The 19298-nt window shown below is 58.0% G+C and carries 18 protein-coding genes, 1 tRNA gene and 1 pseudogene; 11 read left to right on the top strand and 9 right to left on the bottom strand.

The genetic code is table 11. The annotated features are described in order from the left end of the window. Positions 1 to 6: 6 nt before the first annotated feature. Positions 7 to 1383 (bottom strand): serine/threonine protein kinase, encoded by a 1377-nt coding sequence (locus tag ACU0FH_RS15185; RefSeq protein ID WP_446195483.1) that lies wholly within the window; start codon positions 1381 to 1383, stop codon positions 7 to 9. A gap of 418 nt (positions 1384 to 1801) precedes the next feature. Here ACU0FH_RS15185 and ACU0FH_RS15180 point away from each other — a divergent pair, with 418 nt between their 5' ends. The 11 genes and pseudogenes from ACU0FH_RS15180 to ACU0FH_RS15130 all read left to right on the top strand — a co-directional run bounded on the left by ACU0FH_RS15180 (position 1802) and on the right by ACU0FH_RS15130 (position 12225). Continuing rightward, complete coding sequence (locus ACU0FH_RS15180) at positions 1802 to 2920, top strand: response regulator (protein ID WP_238368991.1); 1119 nt, start codon at positions 1802 to 1804, stop codon at positions 2918 to 2920. 218 nt (positions 2921 to 3138) lie between these two features. Then, positions 3139 to 4518, top strand: coding sequence for a sensor histidine kinase (locus ACU0FH_RS15175; protein ID WP_238368992.1), 1380 nt, complete (start codon positions 3139 to 3141; stop codon positions 4516 to 4518). A gap of 240 nt (positions 4519 to 4758) precedes the next feature. Next, positions 4759 to 5556, top strand: a complete 798-nt coding sequence (locus tag ACU0FH_RS15170; protein WP_238368993.1) for an acyl-homoserine-lactone synthase — start codon at positions 4759 to 4761, stop codon at positions 5554 to 5556. Positions 5557 to 5840: 284 nt separating this feature from the next. Then, positions 5841 to 7103, top strand: coding sequence for an imelysin family protein (locus ACU0FH_RS15165; RefSeq protein ID WP_446195482.1), 1263 nt, complete (start codon positions 5841 to 5843; stop codon positions 7101 to 7103). After that, positions 7100 to 7393: a hypothetical protein gene (locus ACU0FH_RS15160; RefSeq protein ID WP_446195481.1), complete on the top strand. Its 294-nt coding sequence runs from the start codon at positions 7100 to 7102 to the stop codon at positions 7391 to 7393. The genes ACU0FH_RS15165 and ACU0FH_RS15160 overlap by 4 nt, the downstream gene beginning before the upstream one ends. Positions 7394 to 7396: 3 nt before the next feature. Beyond that, positions 7397 to 7612: pseudogene (locus ACU0FH_RS15155) on the top strand ((2Fe-2S)-binding protein); the annotation flags it as partial. A 26-nt stretch (positions 7613 to 7638) separates the two neighbouring features. Beyond that, on the top strand, positions 7639 to 8124 hold the full coding sequence (gene bfr / locus ACU0FH_RS15150) for a bacterioferritin (RefSeq protein ID WP_088635058.1): 486 nt from the start codon (positions 7639 to 7641) through the stop codon (positions 8122 to 8124). Then, positions 8084 to 9628: a di-heme oxidoreductase family protein gene (locus tag ACU0FH_RS15145; protein ID WP_446195480.1), complete on the top strand. Its 1545-nt coding sequence runs from the start codon at positions 8084 to 8086 to the stop codon at positions 9626 to 9628. Before bfr ends, ACU0FH_RS15145 begins: the two co-directional genes overlap by 41 nt. Then, entirely contained in the window at positions 9625 to 10611 is a 987-nt protein-coding gene (locus tag ACU0FH_RS15140) for an imelysin family protein (protein WP_446195479.1), read from the top strand. The genes ACU0FH_RS15145 and ACU0FH_RS15140 overlap by 4 nt, the downstream gene beginning before the upstream one ends. A gap of 3 nt (positions 10612 to 10614) precedes the next feature. Next, the gene (locus ACU0FH_RS15135; protein WP_446195478.1) at positions 10615 to 11709 is read left to right on the top strand and encodes a DUF1513 domain-containing protein; all 1095 of its coding nucleotides are present in this window, start codon (positions 10615 to 10617) and stop codon (positions 11707 to 11709) included. Between the two features lie 159 nt (positions 11710 to 11868). Next, positions 11869 to 12225 (top strand): bactofilin family protein, encoded by a 357-nt coding sequence (locus ACU0FH_RS15130; protein ID WP_238369001.1) that lies wholly within the window; start codon positions 11869 to 11871, stop codon positions 12223 to 12225. A 244-nt stretch (positions 12226 to 12469) separates the two neighbouring features. Here the strand turns inward: ACU0FH_RS15130 and ACU0FH_RS15125 are convergent. From ACU0FH_RS15125 to sufB, 8 genes are all read right to left on the bottom strand, one after another. Further along, positions 12470 to 12546: transfer RNA gene (locus ACU0FH_RS15125), tRNA-Arg, on the bottom strand. A gap of 102 nt (positions 12547 to 12648) precedes the next feature. Further along, a complete protein-coding gene (locus ACU0FH_RS15120) occupies positions 12649 to 13869 on the bottom strand; it encodes a cysteine desulfurase (protein WP_446195477.1) in 1221 nt (406 codons plus the stop codon). Continuing rightward, positions 13862 to 14473, bottom strand: coding sequence for a Yip1 family protein (locus ACU0FH_RS15115; RefSeq protein WP_238369003.1), 612 nt, complete (start codon positions 14471 to 14473; stop codon positions 13862 to 13864). Before ACU0FH_RS15115 ends, ACU0FH_RS15120 begins: the two co-directional genes overlap by 8 nt. After that, positions 14470 to 14958 (bottom strand): YIP1 family protein, encoded by a 489-nt coding sequence (locus tag ACU0FH_RS15110; RefSeq protein ID WP_446195476.1) that lies wholly within the window; start codon positions 14956 to 14958, stop codon positions 14470 to 14472. The genes ACU0FH_RS15115 and ACU0FH_RS15110 overlap by 4 nt, the downstream gene beginning before the upstream one ends. After that, positions 14958 to 16238 carry a SufB/SufD family protein gene (locus tag ACU0FH_RS15105; RefSeq protein ID WP_446195475.1) on the bottom strand — a complete coding sequence of 427 codons (1281 nt, stop codon included), beginning with the start codon at positions 16236 to 16238 and terminating at the stop codon, positions 14958 to 14960. Before ACU0FH_RS15105 ends, ACU0FH_RS15110 begins: the two co-directional genes overlap by 1 nt. Then, positions 16238 to 16993 carry a Fe-S cluster assembly ATPase SufC gene (gene sufC / locus ACU0FH_RS15100; RefSeq protein WP_238369006.1) on the bottom strand — a complete coding sequence of 252 codons (756 nt, stop codon included), beginning with the start codon at positions 16991 to 16993 and terminating at the stop codon, positions 16238 to 16240. Before sufC ends, ACU0FH_RS15105 begins: the two co-directional genes overlap by 1 nt. 95 nt (positions 16994 to 17088) lie before the next feature. Beyond that, the gene (locus ACU0FH_RS15095) at positions 17089 to 17571 is read right to left on the bottom strand and encodes a hypothetical protein (protein ID WP_446195474.1); all 483 of its coding nucleotides are present in this window, start codon (positions 17569 to 17571) and stop codon (positions 17089 to 17091) included. 195 nt (positions 17572 to 17766) lie between these two features. Then, positions 17767 to 19290, bottom strand: a complete 1524-nt coding sequence (gene sufB / locus ACU0FH_RS15090) for a Fe-S cluster assembly protein SufB (protein WP_446195473.1) — start codon at positions 19288 to 19290, stop codon at positions 17767 to 17769. Positions 19291 to 19298 lie beyond the last annotated feature (8 nt).

The raw sequence follows: 19298 nt of genomic DNA, 5'->3' as shown, positions 1-19298 counted from the left end.
TATCCTTTAGTTTTGGATCGGCGACCAATTCGAAGAGCGACGGATTGGCAGGCAGGACGTAAACAATTTCACCAGCCCGGAACCGCCCGCCGCCTTTGTCCCCTCAGGCTGGGCATCGTCCTGCACCGCGTCTGTCGCCTTTTCTTCTTGCACACGAGGTTTGATGGATTTGGGTTGCATCTGCTTTGGCGCGGTATTCGGCTGTTCACCGTTTTCCCGCAGCCAGAAATCAAGGTTCTCGATTGGCGCGCCAAAAATATCGACCAGTTCCTTGGGACCGTCTTCCAGTTCCTGATCGAGCAGGCGCGCGCGTTTCCGCTTCTTTTTCCGTTCAGCCTGAAGCGCCGCATCGCCGGGCATGCCCTGTTGCACCTGCCGGTTGGTGTCTTCGACCAGCCGCGAAATCACGCGGGTCAGTTCGACTTCGCTGCCGGACTCTTCTATTTCTTCCTCAACCACCGGCGGCGGCGCGATATCGAGCATGCCCAGCCATTCAGCGGCCGACGCGATACGATCGCGCGAAAGAACCTCAAGCGCTCGGTCAATGGTCCGCAATATATTAAAGTCGAGATCCCACCGGCCCGAGGCAAGCGGCACGTACGGATCGGCCTGATGCGCGGCCAGGGCGGCGACGCGGTCCTGACTGTTGGGCGGCGCCTCTCCGGTGATCAGGTGATAAAAGGTCGCCCCCAGAGAATAGAGATCGCTCGACGCGCCCTGCGGCACATCGGTCAGGTAGAATTCATGGGGAGAGTAGCCATCCTTGACCGCAAGTAGGTTGGAAAGTGCGCGGTGTTCCTTGCCGGCGCGTTCGCGGGCCGCGCCGAAATCGATCAGGGTCAGATGATTGTCAGGGTCCAGCAGGAAGTTATCGGGCGAGATATCGCGGTGGAGAATGCCGAGTTCATGTATATAGCTGATCGCCGTCAGCGCATCGCATAGCATCTGCGACAGGACATCGCCGGTCAGCCGGTCGGGGTTGGTATCCATGATCGCCAGCAGGTCTTCGCCCGGGACAACCTCCATCGCCATGTAGGCGGTGTTGTTTTCCTCGAACACCTGGTGGACGTGGACGATATTGGGATGATCCAGCTTGGCGACACGGCGCGCCTCGCGCAGGAAGTGCCGCAAAATGGATTGGTACTTGTCCGCGAGACCGGGGGATTGCGGCTGGAGCTTGCCATCTACACGGCAGCATAGCGCACCGGGAAAGCATTCCTTGATCACATATTGGCGGTCGAGACTGTCGCGCGCGAGGTAGGTGATGCCGAACCCGCCCTGCACCATGTACTGTTCGATAACGTACTGACCACGCAGCAGAGTGGTCCCTGCCGGCAGCTCATCGACCTGATCATTATCCTGTGTGGACGAGGTATCAAACACGACCGTCAGCTCTCTCACCGAATCCAATAGTTGGTTCAGCCGCGACACGATCAGACATTGGACTGCGCGCGACCCCTACACGTTGCGCGGAAATTGTGTCCACAACGTGGTTCAATCGGGCCAATCGAATGACCTGAGCGCCCGCGAGCGGAAAAATGTTCATTCAATTGAAGCGGCCAGCATCACATTTATTAAAAGAAGCGTTCTAAAATTGACGCTCCGACACAACAAGAGGCTTAGATCATTGCCTTTTGTGCAAAGTTCGGAAACATTGGAAAGCCAATGATCACAACCGGTTTCGAGCGCAATTCGTAGATTTATACTAAAAAACAGGGGTTGGCCGGATTGTCGCCACGATTTGGGCAAATTTGGCGTATAGCAATTAACCAGTTGAGTAATCCACGAGTGGAGAATACCGGTGAACGCAGAAAGTAATGTAGACAGCACATTTCAAGAAAAGCTGTCTCGCCGCGCCCGTCTTCAGGAAGAATTGCGTGTACTCGCAGTAGATGACGACCATAACATTCTTCAGCTGCTGAAGACTGCCCTATCCGCGTTCCACTTCAACATTTCCATATCCGATTCCGGGGCCAATGCTCTCAAGCTGATCGAGCGTCAGGAAAAGCCCTTTGATTGTTTCCTGCTGGACATCCAGATGCCGAACATGAACGGCATCATGCTCTGCAAGGAAATCCGCAAGCTTCCCGCCTATCGTCAGTCACCAATCCTGATGCTGACCGCGATGTCCGACCGGGAATACGTGGATCTGGCCTTTGTTGCCGGTGCGACGGATTACGTGACCAAGCCGTTCGATTTCCTTGAGCTGCGCAGCCGCATGTCGGCGGCTCAGCGACTTGTGCAGGAACGCCGCATCGCTGAAACCGCGCATTCGCGCAGCAAGGCGGCCAGCAAACCTAAATTCCCGCTGAGCGAACCGGTTTCCATCGAGGGCATCGACCGCATCCTGCGCTATACGGAATTCGACAACTATATCATGCAGTTGTCGCAGGGCCGGATGTTCAATACCCACGCAGCGGCCGTGAAGATTGCCAATGTCGAGGAGATGCACGAACGGCTTTCCGTTGATGCGTTCGAGACTGTTCTGCGCGATGTCGCGCTTGCGATGGCAAACCAGACCAAGAAGACCGGCGATATCATCAGCTATCGCGGCGACGGTGTCTTCCTGATGGTGCGTCACAGCCGGTTCAGCGGCAACGGTCAGGATCTTGAAGACGATCTGAACAAGATGCTGCACACGCTTCAGGCGCAACGCCAAGGCGCGAACGAAGCCAGCGTGATCACCGGTGACAGCGTATCCCTGCGCTCGCTGTCTAAATCCGGATCGCTTATGTCGATCAACCGGGCCATCGAGAGCGTGAACATGCGCGACCAGATCATGCGCGAAGAGCAGAACACGCCGCGCCGTCTGTATTCCGGTCCCAATGCCGCCAGCGAACCCGAGACCGTTCGCAAGCGGCAGTACCAGAATGTTCTTCAGGAACTTTTCCGGGAAGAACCGTCCCTTCGTAACGACTAGCCTGCCGCGACAAGCGGCAGCGCCCGTCTGACAGCGAACGCTTCTGACGACCTAGTTCAACGCATAAGCTACCAGGAATTTATCCAGCGAAAACAATGCTTTCGCGCGGACGTAACGCCCTGCCTTCTCTAAAGCCTTAGAAAAGACACCTTTCATTCGAACAGTAAACGCAATTATTAAGTATTAAATACAAAACCTCGTCATGGATCGAGCAGACAATGACTCTTGTTGACCAGAATACCGAAGTAGCTGACGCGGTTCCCGCGATGTCGCGGGAAGAGCGCCAGATACGCGACTATTTTTGGGCAACGATGGGGTTGATCTGGCAGCGCCAGGCCATTTTTGGCGCGGCGGCCATCCTCACCATGTTCTATTTCGATCCGCTGAAATCGCTGGCCTGCTACGGCGCTGTCCTGTTCACAGAGCTGAACGACCTCATCCTGTGCCGACGGGTGACCCGGGAACCTTGGCTGTCCGAGAAAAAATGCCGGATGTACAAGCGCTGGATCATCTTCAACACGATCCTAAGCGCGCTTGGCATCTGCATATTCATTTTTATCGTTGCGCAACAACAAAGTATCGGCGGGCATTTCACGCCCCTGTTCTTCCTGTTCGCGGCCGCGCTGTTCGCGGCGATGAACAACCATCAGATCTTCAGCGTGCTGGCGGTGCGACTATCCATCTATGCCGCAACCTTCTTTGCGATCGCGCTGATGGATATATTTGTCGTGCGCCCACCCCTGTCATCCGAGCTATGGCTCCATTTCTTCACGGTCGTCTTTGTTCTTTACTTCGTCATCGATTGTTCCTTTGTCTTCCTGAAATTCTACCGCAAGAACATGCGCCAGCTAGAAGATCTTCAGGCCGAACATGAAAGAACAAAGGCCGCCTATCGCGTGAAATCGCAATTCGTCGCGGTGGTAAGCCACGAACTTCGTACGCCGCTCACGTCGATCAAGGGCTCGCTCGACCTACTGAATTCGGGGGCGCTTGGCCCTCTGCCCGACAAGATGAAGCCGATCATGAACATTGCGGGCAAGAATAGTGCCAGGCTGGCAGATCTCATCAACGACATTCTCGATCTGCAAAAGATCGAAGCTGGCGAAATCCGCTATTCCTTTACACCGCTGGACGTGCGCGAGCTGGTGCGCGACTCGGTTGAAATGAACCGTGGATACGCGGATTCGCTCAAAATCGGTCTGGAATACGAGATGGATGAACGAGACGAAGCCTATATTCGCGGCGACGCAAAGCGGCTGGCCCAGGTCATGTCCAACATGATCTCTAACGCGGTGAAGTTTTCGAACAAGGGTGGCACCGTGGTGGTCGGTTTCCAACGCCACGACGATCTAGTCCGCATCACGGTCACCGATACCGGCCGCGGTATCCCCGAGGATTCCTACGAGAAAGTCTTTGGCAAGTTCACGCAGGTGGATTCGACCGATCAGCGAGAAGTCGGTGGCACCGGTCTTGGGTTGAGCATCTCGAAACAAATCGTCGAGCATCACGACGGGATCATCGACTACACCAGCAAGATGGGCAGCGGCACGACCTTCTATATCGAGTTCGCCTCCTGGTCCCAGGCGGAAGCGGCCTGATCGCATTCAAGCGCGAGTAGGCACTCAACGACTCACGCTCTGCTTGATTCGGTGGCAAATACAGATTTGTTACCAATTCGTTGCACAACACTGTCAATTGATCAGAAACAATGCACAATAACGTGCCGCGTGACGTGTGGTAATGTTGCCAATTGGCACACCAGTCTGAGATTGTGGCGAAAATATGTAGACGCCCTGCAACCTGAGCATCTATCAAGGATAAAAAATACTGAGGCATGAATGAAACATACTCGCAATGGCGTCGCACCCGAACCGCAGGCAAAGGTCTTCCCCGAGCTTGCTCCGTTTAGGGATGCCCTCAAGATACTTGAAGATGGCCGGCCCGACTTTCTGAGCCGGGCGGCAAAGACGTCTGATGCGAGTTCTGATGTTCGTCCTCTGGGCGGTCAAAATGAATTGCGTTCGGATACACTGTCCTTTCTGAACATGGGCAATTACGGAAGCCTGCTTCCGAAATACATGATGGAAAGGAAATCCGTATTTATCGACCGGCTGGAATGGAAATTGCCGCATGTCGATTCAATGGAATTCGATCAGTATGACACCCCGATGTGCCGCTGGATCATTCTGCATGAAAATGGCGATGTCTATGGCGGCATCCGGCTATTGCCGACGACCGCTGTCTGCGGCACCTATTCTTACATGCTTCGGGATGGACAGCTGGGATATCTGCGCGATTTTCCGACCGATGTACTGTTTTTCGAAGCACCCGTTTCCGACACGATCATGGAAGCGTCGCGCCTGTTTATCTCGGAACATGTCCCTGCCGCGCGGCGCAGCGAAGTCCAGACCCTGCTGATGCGCCAGATGGTCCTGACCGCACATGAGATGAAGGCCAATCACGTTATTGGCATTGTGCCCGCCGTATGGTCGCGATGGCTGCGCCGACTTGGCCTTTATGCCGTGCCGATCGGTCCGAAATTCACCATCGGACGGACGACAAGCCAAGCTGCTCTTTTCAACATCGAAGACCAGCTGAAATGGGCCTGTTCGGTAGGTAACCCCCAGGAAAATTGAGCATAATTGGCCCCTCTGAAGGCTCTCCGAGCAGGGATACCAATTAAAGACGGGCGCACTCGGCGCCATCAGGCCGCTTTATGCGGCCTTTTTCCTGTCGGCCAGACTAAGGCCATTGAAACTGCGCCAATATCAAAGCAAAAAAGTCAGGATTGACCGATCTAAGTTTTTTTGTCAGGTATGGCGTAAAGAACTTGTGACCCGCCAGACAGACGGTCGGTCGCAGGCAGACAGCCCATGTTGTCGGGGAACGGACCCGGCACTCGCGCCCAAAAGGACTAGTAATGCTTCGTACACTTCTCGCGACAACAGCCGTTTTCTGTAGCCTCGGAGGCGCGGGATTTGCGCTTGAAAAGTCAGAAGTCGTCGCAACCTACGCCGATATTGCCGAGGCGGGATATGCGGACAGCCTTGCTACGGCAAAGACGCTTCAGGATGCTGTCGATGCGTTGATCAAATCGCCTTCGGAAGACACGCTGGCTGCGGCGCGAGAGGCGTGGCTGGCGGCCCGGGTGCCCTATCAGCAGACCGAAGTATTTCGCTTTGGCAATGCCATTGTCGATGACTGGGAAGGCAAGGTGAACGCATGGCCGCTGGACGAGGGTCTTATCGACTATGTCGACGCTTCTTATGGCGGGCCGACGGATGCGAATGAACTGGCCGCGTTGAACGTCATCGCGAACCCGGAAATCAACGTCGCGGGCAAGACAGTCGATGCAAGCACCATCACGCCCGAGCTTATCGCGGACACCCTGAACGAGGCGGACGGCATCGAAACGAATGTCGCACGGGGATACCACGCCATCGAGTTTCTTCTTTGGGGGCAGGATCTCAATGGAACGGAACCGGGCGCGGGCGACCGCCCGTGGACCGATTATGCCAGCGGCGATGACTGCACGAATGGCAACTGCGACCGGCGCGGCGACTACCTGAAGGCGGCAACCGATCTCTTGGTAAGCGATCTTGAATTCATGGTCGCGCAATGGGCCGATGACGGCGAAGCCCGCACCGAGGTGACCGCCGACGCGGATGCGGGACTTGTCACGATGCTGACCGGGATGGGCAGCCTCTCTTACGGCGAGCAGGCAGGTGAACGCATGCGCCTTGGCCTGATGCTGAACGACCCCGAAGAAGAGCACGACTGTTTTTCAGACAATACCCACAACAGCCACTACTATGACGGCAAAGGCGTTCAGAACGTCTATCTCGGCAGCTACACGCGCGTCGATGGCACGGTCATCGAAGGTCCGTCGCTGAGCGACCTCGTGGAAGCCGAGGCGCCGGATCTCGATAGCGAGATGCAGACGCGGCTGGACGAGACCATGGAGGCGCTTGGGGCGATCAAGACAGCAGCCGAGGGCGGCTTTGCCTATGACATGATGCTGGAGCGGGGCAACGAAGAGGGCGAGAAGTTGGTGATGGGCGGCGTCAACGCGCTGATCGATCAGACCCGGTCCATCGAGCGGATCGTGACTGCCCTTGGTCTGGACGGCATTGCCTTTGAAGGTTCAGACAGCCTCGACAATCCGAATGCCGTTTTCCAATGAGCCGAACCGCCGCCCCGAACCTCATTGTTGAGCAGCGTGGCCTTCTGATGCGTGATGCGATCTGGTGCGCCCGCCGGGGTACGAACGATGCTATAGGAAACCGGTCATCTTTCGCGCCCTATACCGGCTGCGACACCGACAACCCGATTACCAAAAGGATTGAATCTACCGGTATCGGACACAAGTTCGAGATTGGGATCATTTATGGTGGCAAGCCTGCCGCTCTTGACCAAACTGATCTCAAATCAAATGCCGCCGGCCCATCCGTCGCGTTCCAATCAGGAGTTTGAACCGTGATCGTCTGTCACTGCATGAATATCACCGACAAGGATATTGATAACGCGATAGACTGGATGCGGGCATCCGACACCCGCGCGCTTATCACTCCGGGTAAAGTCTATCGGGCACTGGGAAAATCGGCTGACTGCGGCGGCTGCATGTCACTCTTCCTTGCAACTATGCGCAAAAATGAGAATATGGAAGTTCCCATAGAACTCAGAACGCTGCGCGACATGCGCACAAAGGAAAAGCGATCATGCAAGGCGACAAAAAAGTCATAGAATATCTGAACCAAGCTCTGAGATCGGAACTTACCGCAGTCAGCCAGTATTGGCTGCACTATCGTCTGCAGGACGATTGGGGTCTGGGACACATGGCCAAGAAGAGCCGCGAGGAAAGCATCGAAGAGATGAACCACGCGGACAAGCTGATTACCCGGATCATTTTCCTTGGCGGTCATCCGAATCTGCAAAAGCTTGACGCGCTACGCATCGGGGAAACCCCGCGCGAAACACTTGACTGTGACCTTGCGGCGGAGCAGGAAGCACAGGCGCTTTACAAGGAAGCACGTGCTTACTGCAACGAAGCCGGGGACTATGTCTCCATGAAATTGTTCGAGGAACTGCTGATCGACGAAGAAGGTCACATCGACTTTCTTGAAACGCAGATCGAGCTCTTCGATAGAATTGGAGCAGAGAAATATGCTCAACTCAACGCTCTGCCGATGGACGAGGCGGAGTAGTCTTTTCGGGTCGCTCGTTCTGATCGCGGGCAGCACGGCTGCTTTCGAACTGGGCGACCCACATCTGAATGTCGTGCCGCGCACCAGCGCCGAAGCAGAACGCATTGCTGGCGTCACGCGACCCACAACCGACTTTTCCAAGCCCGAACGTTTCGAAGGTATGCCCGGCGGGGCGGCGACAGTCCGGGTGCGGAACAATGCCGACGCGTTTTCGCAGCCCTCGGGCAATATCGATTTCGAACGCGAACTCGATTTCAAGGTCGGCAACGGGCTGTTCCGCAAGATATGGGTCTCGGCCCCCTCCTCCACATTGGCGTCAGACGGGCTGGGCCCGCTTTACAACGCCCGTGGCTGCCAGAACTGCCATATCAAGGATGGGCGTGGCCATCCGCCGGAAGGTCCGGACGATACCGCCGTCTCCATGTTCCTCCGCGTGTCCATTCCGGGATCGCCCGAGGCCGAAGTTTCGCGCATATCGGATTACATCGCGACGGCGCCTGAGCCGGTCTATGGCGGACAGCTTCAGGATTTCGGGACGCCCGGTCAAACTGCCGAATACCGGCTGGACGTCACATACGAGGATGTCGATGTCGTGCTGAGAGGCGGCGAGACTGCGACGTTGCGCAGCCCCAGCTACCAAGCGGCAGACCTTGGCTACGGGCCGCTACACGACGGCGCAATGCTCAGCCCCCGGGTAGCGCCGCAGATGATCGGGCTTGGCCTGCTCGAAGCCGTTCCTGCGGCGGATATTCTCGCCCTCGCCGATCCGGAGGACACGGATGGAGATGGCATTTCCGGCCGGGTGAACATGGAATGGTCGATCGAATTCGATGAGGTGATGCTCGGGCGTTTCGGTCTCAAGGCCGGGGCACCGACGATCCGCCAGCAATCGGCCAATGCCTTTGCCGGGGATATGGGCATATCGAACCCGCTGTTTCCTGACCCTTGGGGCGAATGTACCGCAAGGCAGGAAGAATGCCGGAATGCGCCCCACGGCGATGACGCGGCCCAGCATGGTTTCGAGATCGATGCCGACGGGTTGGAGCTTGTGACCTTTTACAGCCGCAATCTTGCGGTGCCCGCAAGGCGGGATGAGGCCGCACCAGAGGTTCTGGCGGGCAAGAAAGTCTTTTACGAAGCGGGCTGCACGGCCTGTCACACGCCGAAATTCGTCACACACCGACTGGAAGATCGACCGGAACAAAGTTTCCAACTGATCTGGCCCTATACCGACATGCTGCTGCATGACATGGGCGAAGGCCTTGCCGATCATCGCCCCGAGGCACGCGCCACAGGGATGGAATGGCGGACACCGCCCCTCTGGGGGATCGGTTTGACGGAACAGGTAAGCGGCGTCGAAACCTATCTGCATGACGGGCGGGCGCGGACCCTTCTCGAAGCCGTGCTTTGGCATGGCGGCGAAGCGCAAGCGGCCCGTGACCGGGTTATCGATCTTAAGCCGGACGACCGCGTCGCATTGATCAAATTTCTGGAGAGCCTGTGAAACATCTCTTCCTTGCCCTGTGTGCCGCCTTCGCCCCCCTGCCCGCGCTCGCCGATACGGCTTCGGCGCTGGATGACCTGATCCTGCCCGGCTTCGACAAGTTCGAAAGCGCGACGGCAAAGCTGTCGGCGGCAAGTCAGGAAAGCTGCCTGCCCGCCGATGTCGATGCGCCATACCAAGCTGCCTTCGATGCCTGGATGCAGGTTGCCGATCTGCACATGGGGCCGTCGGAAACCCGCGCCCTGTCGATTGCCTTTTGGCCGGATGCGCGCGGTTTCACGCCCAAGAGCCTTTCCGCGATGATCGCTGACAAGGACCCCGTGATTTCAGATCCCGAAGCATTCATGGATGTCTCGATTGCCGCCCGCGGCTTGTACGCACTCGACATGCTGCTGAACGACCCGCGTTTTTCGGATTACGCTCAGGAGGATTACACCTGCGGGCTTGTCCGCGCGATTGCATTTGATCTGCACCAACAGGCGGCGGTGCTGCAGAGCGAGTGGCGCGAGAGTTTTGCCAAGACTCTTACCCGCGCGGGCGGCAGCGGGAATGCCACCTATCTCAGCGCCGACGAAGCGACGCGGGCGCTTTATACGCAGATCGTCTCTGGCCTTGAGTTCACGGCGGATACAAGGCTCGGCTCGCCCCTTGGGACCTTTGAACGCCCGCGCCCCAAACGCGCCGAGGCATGGCGGTCGGGGCGCAGCCTGCGCAATTCGCTGCTGGCTGTACAGGCCGCTTATGAATTGGCGCAGGTTCTGGCGAACCAGCCGCTACCCGAAACGTCGCTGGCAATGGACAAGGTACATGAGGCCGCATCGCATATTCAGGATCCGTCCTTTCAGGATATCTCGGATCTGCAGGCGCGGCTTCGGGTAGAAGTGCTGCAACAGGCCGTGCGCGACGTGAAAGAAGCGATAGAAACCGAAGTCGGCAAGCCGCTTGGCATCGCGCCGGGGTTCAATTCCCAGGACGGAGACTGAGTTATGGCGACCCGCCGCGCCTTTCTTGCCAGTTTTCTTGCCGCTACGGCGGCTCCGGGCCTAAGCTGGGCCGCGGCCGGGAACCCCGCTTATCTCGCGGCTGCGCGCGAGGCGGATGGAGGGTTTGCGCTCTTCGGTATCGGACACGACGGACAGGATTGCTTTCGTGTTCCCCTGCCTGCCCGGGGGCATGCGGGCGCAGGTCACCCGAGCCAGCCGATAGCGGTCGCCTTTGCGCGCCGCCCGGGGAAATTCGCGCTGGTCATCAACTGCGCAACGGGTCGTGTCACGCACCAGATCATCCCGCCCGAGGGGTCCCATTTCAACGGGCACGGCGTGTTTGACCCAGAAGGCGATCTGCTTTTCACCTGCGAACAGCGGGCGGCGGATTCCGAAGGTTTCATCGGCATCTGGAACGCCCGCGAGGGATATGAGCGGATCGGAGAAATGCGCTCGCAAGGGATCGGCCCGCATGATCTGCGTTTACTGAGCGACGGTGAAACCCTTGTCGTCGCCAATGGCGGGATCGCAACGGACCCGGAAACGCGGGACAAACTGAACCTTGACGATATGCATCCCAACCTGACCTATCTCTTTAGCGGGTCGGGCGCGGTTGTGGAGCAGGTGACGCTCAAACCAGAACTGGCGCAGAACTCGATCCGCCATCTTGCGCTCACGCCCGACGATACGGTTGCTTTTGCAATGCAATGGGAAGGGGACGCGGGCATGGCCCCGCCTCTTCTGGGTTTGCACCGGCGCGGCGATGCGCCGGTTCTGGCAGAAGCACCGCTTGGTGACGAATTGGCCATGGACGGCTATGCGGGAAGTGTTTCATTCTCGGGCGATGGCGGCAGCGTCGCGATCACCTCACCGAAAGGCAGCCGCGTACATCGCTTTGCAACCACTGGAGAATTCCTTGGCGCGGTGTCGAGATCCGATGTCTGCGGCCTAGCCCGGCACCGCAGCGGCTTTATCGCGAGCGATGGACTGGGCGGGCTGATCCACATTGAGGGCAGCCAAACACGACCTCTGGCGCGCCAGAGGCGCGCATGGGACAATCACATCGTCGAGCTGGATCTGGGACATCGACCGACCTGACGAGTATTGCCCAACGAGTGACAACCGGACAGGATCGCAGGATAAATTCCTCTCAAACAGGATAATCCGGTTGCCTGACCATCACGATCTGTGCTGAATCGCCTTGCCGCCCGCGCTGATGGGCGTCCTTTTTTGTCGTCTCTCGAATGGACCCGTCACATGTCGCAATATGCCAGCTCATCCAATCGCCCCTCCTCTTCCGGGGGCCGTTCGCATTTTGCAACCGGGGCGAAACTGTCCGGCGACCTGAGTGTTCCCGGCCTGATGGAATTGAACGGGCATATCGATGGCACCGTGTCGGCGGATTCGATCATGATCGACCAGAGCGGGTCGGCAATCGGCGAGTTGCGCGCCGATAGCGTCGGGATCAAAGGAACCTTCGAAGGCACGATCCGCGGCCGCGACGTGACGCTGCATTCGAGCGCGCGCGTTTCGGGCGATATTGAATACGAGCGCCTGACCATCGAAAGCGGTGCGGAAGTGAATTCCAACTGCCACAGAAAACCGCAGGGCTGAACTCGTCCCGTCATCAGTGACAGTATCGGAATTGTACTTGGCGATACGATTGCCAAGGGCGCGTCGCATTGTTGGCGGTGCCGCATTCTTGCGATGACCGCCGAAGTTCGAAAAACGAAACTTGGCGAAGAGCAGTTTAAGCTTGCGCGAAAAAGCGCAGTCCAACGATCAAACAACATGAGGCTGTGGCCATAAAGCCCGGAGTTTCAGGGTGTTGAACGCCTTCGAAACATTATCGGAAAAATGGCGCACCCATCAGGATTCGAACCTGAGGCCTCTGCCTTCGGAGGGCAGCGCTCTATCCAGCTGAGCTATGGGTGCCTGCAGCGGCGTATAGGGTAAACCCGTCGGCCCTGCAATCTCAAAACGGCTTTTTTCCACGCGTCATTGCGGGCAAGCCGCTCTGCCACGGGCATGTTGCCATCAGGCGAAAAGCTCGTGCGCGAGTTCGAGCGCATCGACCAGCGTGTCCACCTCGGCCTTGGTGTTGTAGAGCCCGAAAGAGGCGCGGCAGGTTGCTGTCAGACCGAGATGATCCATCAGGGGACCGGCGCAGTGGTGCCCTGCTCTGACCGCGACGCCCTTTTTGTCGAGGATCGTCGAAATGTCATGCGCATGTGCCGCGCCGTCGAGCGTGAAGGAAAAGATCGCGCCTTTGGTCGGGGTCGTGCCCTGCACCTGCAGCCAGTTCAGCCCGCCAAGACGTTCCACGGCGTAGTCGCGGATTGCGGCTTCGTGCGCGGCGATGTTGTCCATACCGAGACCCATCATGTAATCGAGCGCCACGGCCATGCCGATCTCCTGGACGATACCTGGCGTGCCGGCCTCGAACTTCATCGGTGGGTCATTGTAGATCACGGTCTCTTTCGAGACTTCCTTGATCATGTCGCCGCCGCCGATAAAGGGGCGCATCTCGGCCATACGCTCGGACTTGATATAGATCGCACCGGAGCTTGAAGGGCCGTACAGCTTGTGCCCGGTTATCGCATAGAAATCACAACCGATATCGGCCACGTCCACCGGCATGTGAACCGCTGCCTGACTGCCGTCGACCAGTACCGGGACACCCCGTTCGCGGGCGGCATGCGAGATTGCCTTCACATCCACCACCGTCCCGAGTACGTTGGACATATGGGTGATCGCGATCAGCTTGGTGCGCGGTGTGATCGCGTCGATCACCGCCTGCGGATCAAGCGCGCCGGTTGCATCGACATCGACCCATTTGATCACGACACCCTGACGTTCGCGCAGGAAATGCCAGGGCACGATATTGGCGTGGTGCTCCATCACCGAAAGTATGATCTCATCCCCCGCCTGGAGATGAGGCATGGCCCATCCGTAGGCGACAAGGTTGATCCCCTGGGTCGTGCCTGAGTTCAGGACGATCTCATCCGGCGATCCCGCGTTGAGAAAGCGCGCGACGGTATCGCGCACGGCTTCGTACTTTTCAGTCGCGAGATTAGACAGGAAATGCAGACCGCGATGCACATTGGCATACTCTTCCGCATAGGCACGGGTAATCGCATCGATGACCACCTGCGGTTTCTGCGCAGAGGCGCCATTGTCCAGATAGGTCAGCGGTTTGCCATTCACTTCGCGTCCAAGGATCGGGAAATCGGCGCGGATCTTCTCTACATCATACATAGAGTGTCTCTCCCATGAAGGGTGTCCCGACGAGGACGACAAAGAGTGAAAAGCCCAGCAGCACGGCAAGCATGGCCAGCACGATGACAACCAGCGTCCGGCCGATCGAGTCGAACCTGTGCACCTGGTTGATGAAGTTCACGAACATGTAGATGCCAATGCCGCTGGCCGCGAGGACCATCAAGGCTTCGAGGATCGGAATGAAGAGCCCCAGCAGCATAGCGACCAGCTTGAAAGCGATCTGGATTCCCTGAAACCAGACCATCACAACCATGATGTCTTCCAATGTCGCAGTACCGCCAAAGAGCCTTCCCATGCCCAGAAGCGCATAGATGGTCAGCACATTGATCAGCAGCGTCACGCCAAAGAACCAGAGCGGCGCACCGTAGAGCGCCTGAATGATGGCGATCGGCGCTTCGGGATCGCTGGGCGCCGGCGTAATCCAGACGGCAAAACCGACCAGCAGTGACTGAAGCGCGGCCATCAGAAGAATGCCGCTCCACAGCGCATTGCGCGGTAGGTCCAGTTTCATCAGGACCGGCGCGGCGGCGGCGGGATCGCGGATCGACCTGAGCGCGAATGTCTGCAAATCTGCTCCGTTCATGTGGCCAATCCGTCTGCTCGGATCAGCCCGCTGATCCAGAACCACCCAAAGACCGCCAGCCACAGCACCGAGACCAGTTGCAGCCCCGGCCCCGGTCCGATGAAACCGGCAATCAATCCGAGAAGCAGGGTCACTGGTGTCACTGCCAACAGCGCCCAGAAAAGTGTCAGCCGCACGTCGAAAGCGGACAGGCGGCGCCGCGCGAGCGTGGAGACAAGCCACACCACCAGCGCAAAGGAATAGAGCACCAGCGGCATGATGAAGACCCAGAAGAACGCGCTCCAGTACAGGCGAACGGCAAGCGGCCCATCCGGGTTGAGATGCGCCTCGCGTGCCTGATACGGGGCCTGCGCGACAAAGATCAGCACACAGGCGAGCATGACGAACGTCAGCGCCCTGGTTTCCTGCCGCCCTTGCGCAAGCAGTCTTTCGACCACGCGGCCGGGGCCGCGATAGGTCGCTGTAATGTCTGCCGTGACTGGCATCAGCTCCGCCGTGCCAGCCAGTTTTCCAGACGTTCGATCAGATCTTCAGCCAGAGCTTCGTCCTCGATTTCCTGAACGGCTTCGGCCAGGAAGGCCAGCGTCAAAAGGTTGGTCGCGGCCTTTTCCGGCACACCGCGGGACCGCAGGTAGAACAGTGCGTCCTCGTCGATAGCGCCGCTGGTCGAACCATGCGAACAGGCCACGTCATCGGCATAGATCTCAAGTTCGGGTTTGGCAAGGAACTGGCTGTCGCCATCCAGAAGCAGCGATTGGCTAATCTGGTAACCGTCGGTTTTCTGCGCACCTTCCTTGACAAGAATCTTGCCCTGGAAAACGCCGGTCGCGCCGTTGCGCAGAACCTTCTTGAAGACCTGACGGCTTTCACAATTCACCGCGTCATGGGTGATGAACACGGTGTCATCGTGGTGGAAATCCCCGTCGCCAACGCAGGCGCCAGCGATATGCGCAATCGCGTCGTCTCCGGTCAGTTCGATAACCGCCTCGTTCCGGGTCAGGACTCCGTTCACGGTCAGCGTGAAGGCCTTGAAAACGGATTCCTCGCCAAGACGGGCAAAAAGATGCGTCACCGCGCGCCGCTCATGGTCGCGACCCTGGGCCCGCACAAGGTGCAGCTTGCCCGTATCTGCAATGTCGACTTCCATGCATTTGTTGAACCGTGCCGCAGCGGGGCCGTTTTCGAGGATCGTCGCCTCTGCGCCGGCGTCCACACGTATCACGTGATGCAGGATGGCATCGGAGTCGTCTTTGGCATGCGTGTAGATGAGGCTGATCGGTTTGCTCGGCTTGCCGGTCACGTGGATCATAAGGCCATCTGTTGCAAAGGCCGTGTTCAGCGCCGCGAAGGGGCGCGCAACCGGCGACTGACCGCGTGCTTCGAGGACACCGTAGAGATCCTTGGCCCAGTGAATGTCCTTGTCCGCGATATCCGCGAGCCGTTCGATGCTGACCCCTTCGAGGCTGAGATCGTCCGAGGCGTCAGGATCAAAGACACCGTCAGCAAAAACGATACGCAGCCTGTCGTGCGCGTCGAAAACCGGCTGCTCGTCATTGTCGAAAACCGACGCTTTCGGCGTTTCGACCTGAACCAACGTGTCCGGACGGGTGAATTTCCAGTATTCGTCACGCCGATCGGGCAGCCCCATCTCGCGAAGGCGCTGCAAGGCATCCGCGCGCGCGGCAGCCGACCAACCGGTCTTTACAAGGTCAAACCCTTCGAGGCGCGCCTCGGTGGCTGTAATGCGTCGTTCGGCAAGCGCCATCAGACCACCTCGTTCAGGATGTCAGCATAGCCGTTATGTTCGACTTCCAGCGCCAGTTCGGGACCGCCGGATTTAATGATGCGCCCGTCGGACATGATATGCACGACATCCGGTTTGATGTGATCCAGCAGACGCTGATAGTGGGTGATCACCAGAAATCCGCGGCCCTCGGAGCGCAGCGCATTCACGCCATCGGCGACAAGCTTCATCGCATCCACGTCGAGACCGGAGTCGGTTTCGTCGAGGATACACATCTTGGGTTCCAGCATCGCCATCTGAAGCACTTCGTTACGCTTCTTTTCACCGCCGGAGAAGCCGACGTTGACCGGGCGTTTCAGCATCTCGGCGTCGATCTTGAGTTCTTTTGCGCGCGCACGCACGAGCTTGAGGAAGTCGGTCGCGTTCATTTCCTCCTCGCCCCGCGCCTTGCGCTGCGCGTTCACGGCCGTTCGCAAGAAGGTCATGTTGCCGACGCCCGGAATTTCGACCGGATACTGAAACGCGAGGAAAAGACCGGCGGCAGCGCGCTCTTCAGGCTCAAGATCCAGAAGATCCTGCCCTTCCAGCATCGCCGAACCTTCGGTGACCTCATAACCGTCGCGACCGGACAGCACATAGGAAAGCGTCGACTTGCCTGACCCGTTCGGCCCCATGATGGCATGGACCTTTCCGGCTTCCACCGAAAGATCGACACCCTTCAGGATCTGCTTGTCTTCTTCTTCGAGTTTTACGTGCAGGTTTTTGATTTCGAGCATTTTTTTCTCTCATACGGCTGGCACCCGCGCATCCGGAGATACACGGGGCAAAGTTGCGTTCAGTTCTTCTCGCCGCAGTGGAGCGGCGAGACAATTCAGTAGGAAACAATCGGTGGCGTGCGCAAACCCGCCTGTATCAGCATGTAATCCAGATGTTCGGGCGAATAGAGCGCCATCCAGAGATCCGGCAACAGCCAGGCGAGATAGGCTTCGCCCAGATACGTGGCGATTAACCCGGCTGCGAGCCCGATGACATGCGGTTTGTCCCGCATCCCCAGCCCGATCATGATGACGAACAACAGGCCGCCGGCGATCGCAAACGGTCCGACCGATCCCAGTATCTTGAGGAAGAAGCTGGTTTCGCCCTGTGTCTGAAACGAAATCACATTGGCTGCGAGCAGCACGAGTAATCCCGTCACGAATGCCAGAATGCATGCGAACGGCAGGCTTCTGCCGGTTGCGCCCGAAGGCAGCTTGGTCTGGCTGCCCGTATTCGCGGCGACATGCGGCTCGGGTTCGCGCGTCCTTATTCGTTCCAGACGTGCCTCGAACTGCTGTTTCTGATAGCTTTCTTCCATGGCACAGGTATTCCCGAACAGGTCGCGTTGAAACGAACCCTGCGCAGGAAATCTGACGCGAGTTTGACGCTCGTACGGCCAGCATTTGCAAGCTGTTATCCATGATCCCATTGGGCATCAGACGCTTCCTCGACATCGTCCAGACGGCGGGACAAATTTTTTCAAAAAATTTGCCAAAAATCTTCGAGGAGATTTTTACCCGACGGACCCTTCCAGTGAGATCGCAACAAGCTGCTGCGCTTCCATCGCGAACTCCATCGGCAGCGCCTGCAGCACATCCTTGCAGAAACCGTTCACGACAAGCGCCACGGCTTCTTCCTCGTCCATGCCACGCGACCGACAATAGAACATCTGGTCATCGTCCACTTTCGAGGTCGTCGCCTCGTGTTCGACCCGGGCCGAGTTGTTCTTGACCTCGATGTAAGGCACCGTATGCGCCCCGCATTGATCGCCGATCAGAAGGCTGTCGCATTGCGTGTAATTGCGTGCGTTCTGGGCTTTGGGATGCATGGAAACCAGCCCGCGGTAGGTGTTCTGCGCATGGCCCGCGCTGATGCCTTTGGACACGATCCGGCTCTTGGTGTTCTTGCCAAGGTGGATCATCTTGGTGCCCGTATCGGCCTGCTGGTAGTTGTTCGCGATAGCGATCGAATAGAACTCGCCCTGGCTGTCATCGCCACGCAGGATGCAGGACGGGTATTTCCACGTCACGGCAGAACCGGTCTCCACCTGCGTCCACATCACCTTGGCACGGTCGCCCCGGCAATCGGCACGCTTGGTCACGAAATTGTAGATCCCGCCCTTGCCGTTTTCATCGCCCGGATACCAGTTTTGCACCGTGGAGTATTTCACCTCCGCGTCTTCCTCGACGATGATCTCGACCACAGCCGCGTGCAGCTGCGCGATATCGCGGGCCGGTGCCGTGCAACCTTCGAGATAGGACACGTAGGAACCCTTGTCCGCGATGATCAGTGTACGCTCGAACTGACCCGTATTCTCGGCATTGATCCGGAAATAGGTGCTCAGCTCCATCGGGCAACGCACGCCCGGCGGCACATAGACGAACGAGCCATCCGAGAAAACTGCCGAGTTCAGCGTGGCGTAAAAATTGTCGGAAACAGGCACGACCGAGCCGAGGTATTTCCTGACCAGATCCGGGTATTCGCGGATCGCTTCCGAGATCGAGCAGAAGATCACGCCTGCCTTTTTCAGCTCGGCCTGGAACGTCGTACCCACGGAAACCGAATCGAACACGGCATCCACCGCGACCTTGCGCCCTTCGGCGGGCGCCTCCTCGGCCCCTTCGACGCCCGCGAGGATCATCTGTTCCTTGAGCGGAATGCCGAGTTTTTCATAGGTCGCCAGCAACTTGGGATCTACCTCGTCCAGCGACTTCGGCTTGACCTCCATCGACTTGGGACGTGCGTAATAATACTGGTCCTGAAAGTCGATCTCAGGATAGTCGACCATCGCCCAGTCGGGTTCTTTCTTGGTCAGCCAACGTTCATAAGCCTCAAGACGCCATTCGGTCATCCACGCGGGCTCATCGTTCTTTTCAGAAATCAGGCGGACGATATCGGGGGTCAGGCCCTTGGGCGCGTACTCCATCTCGATATCGGTATTCCAGCCGTGTTTATACGCACCGCCGACCTCGCGTACTGCGTCAACCGTATCCTGGTCGACGCCTTCCTTTACCTGTGTCTGGTCCAATGCGGCCATCTGGTCTC

The sequence above is a fragment of the Heliomarina sp. genome, from assembly GCF_052826185.1.
This window is presented reverse-complemented; position numbering and strand designations above follow the sequence as displayed.

Bases quoted from the DNA above. Each gene is read 5' to 3' on its own strand.
- ACU0FH_RS15095 (WP_446195474.1), bottom strand. From the start codon at position 17,571: ATGGAAGAAAGCTATCAGAAACAGCAGTTCGAGGCACGTCTGGAACGA.
- bfr (WP_088635058.1), top strand. From the start codon at position 7,639: ATGCAAGGCGACAAAAAAGTCATAGAATATCTGAACCAAGCTCTGAGA.
- ACU0FH_RS15105 (WP_446195475.1), bottom strand. From the start codon at position 16,238: ATGGCGCTTGCCGAACGACGCATTACAGCCACCGAGGCGCGCCTCGAA.
- ACU0FH_RS15110 (WP_446195476.1), bottom strand. From the start codon at position 14,958: ATGCCAGTCACGGCAGACATTACAGCGACCTATCGCGGCCCCGGCCGC.
- ACU0FH_RS15130 (WP_238369001.1), top strand. From the start codon at position 11,869: ATGTCGCAATATGCCAGCTCATCCAATCGCCCCTCCTCTTCCGGGGGC.
- ACU0FH_RS15170 (WP_238368993.1), top strand. From the start codon at position 4,759: ATGAAACATACTCGCAATGGCGTCGCACCCGAACCGCAGGCAAAGGTC.
- sufB (WP_446195473.1), bottom strand. From the start codon at position 19,290: ATGGCCGCATTGGACCAGACACAGGTAAAGGAAGGCGTCGACCAGGAT.
- ACU0FH_RS15165 (WP_446195482.1), top strand. From the start codon at position 5,841: ATGCTTCGTACACTTCTCGCGACAACAGCCGTTTTCTGTAGCCTCGGA.
- ACU0FH_RS15115 (WP_238369003.1), bottom strand. From the start codon at position 14,473: ATGAACGGAGCAGATTTGCAGACATTCGCGCTCAGGTCGATCCGCGAT.
- ACU0FH_RS15145 (WP_446195480.1), top strand. From the start codon at position 8,084: ATGCTCAACTCAACGCTCTGCCGATGGACGAGGCGGAGTAGTCTTTTC.
- ACU0FH_RS15135 (WP_446195478.1), top strand. From the start codon at position 10,615: ATGGCGACCCGCCGCGCCTTTCTTGCCAGTTTTCTTGCCGCTACGGCG.
- sufC (WP_238369006.1), bottom strand. From the start codon at position 16,993: ATGCTCGAAATCAAAAACCTGCACGTAAAACTCGAAGAAGAAGACAAG.
- ACU0FH_RS15160 (WP_446195481.1), top strand. From the start codon at position 7,100: ATGAGCCGAACCGCCGCCCCGAACCTCATTGTTGAGCAGCGTGGCCTT.
- ACU0FH_RS15175 (WP_238368992.1), top strand. From the start codon at position 3,139: ATGACTCTTGTTGACCAGAATACCGAAGTAGCTGACGCGGTTCCCGCG.
- ACU0FH_RS15120 (WP_446195477.1), bottom strand. From the start codon at position 13,869: ATGTATGATGTAGAGAAGATCCGCGCCGATTTCCCGATCCTTGGACGC.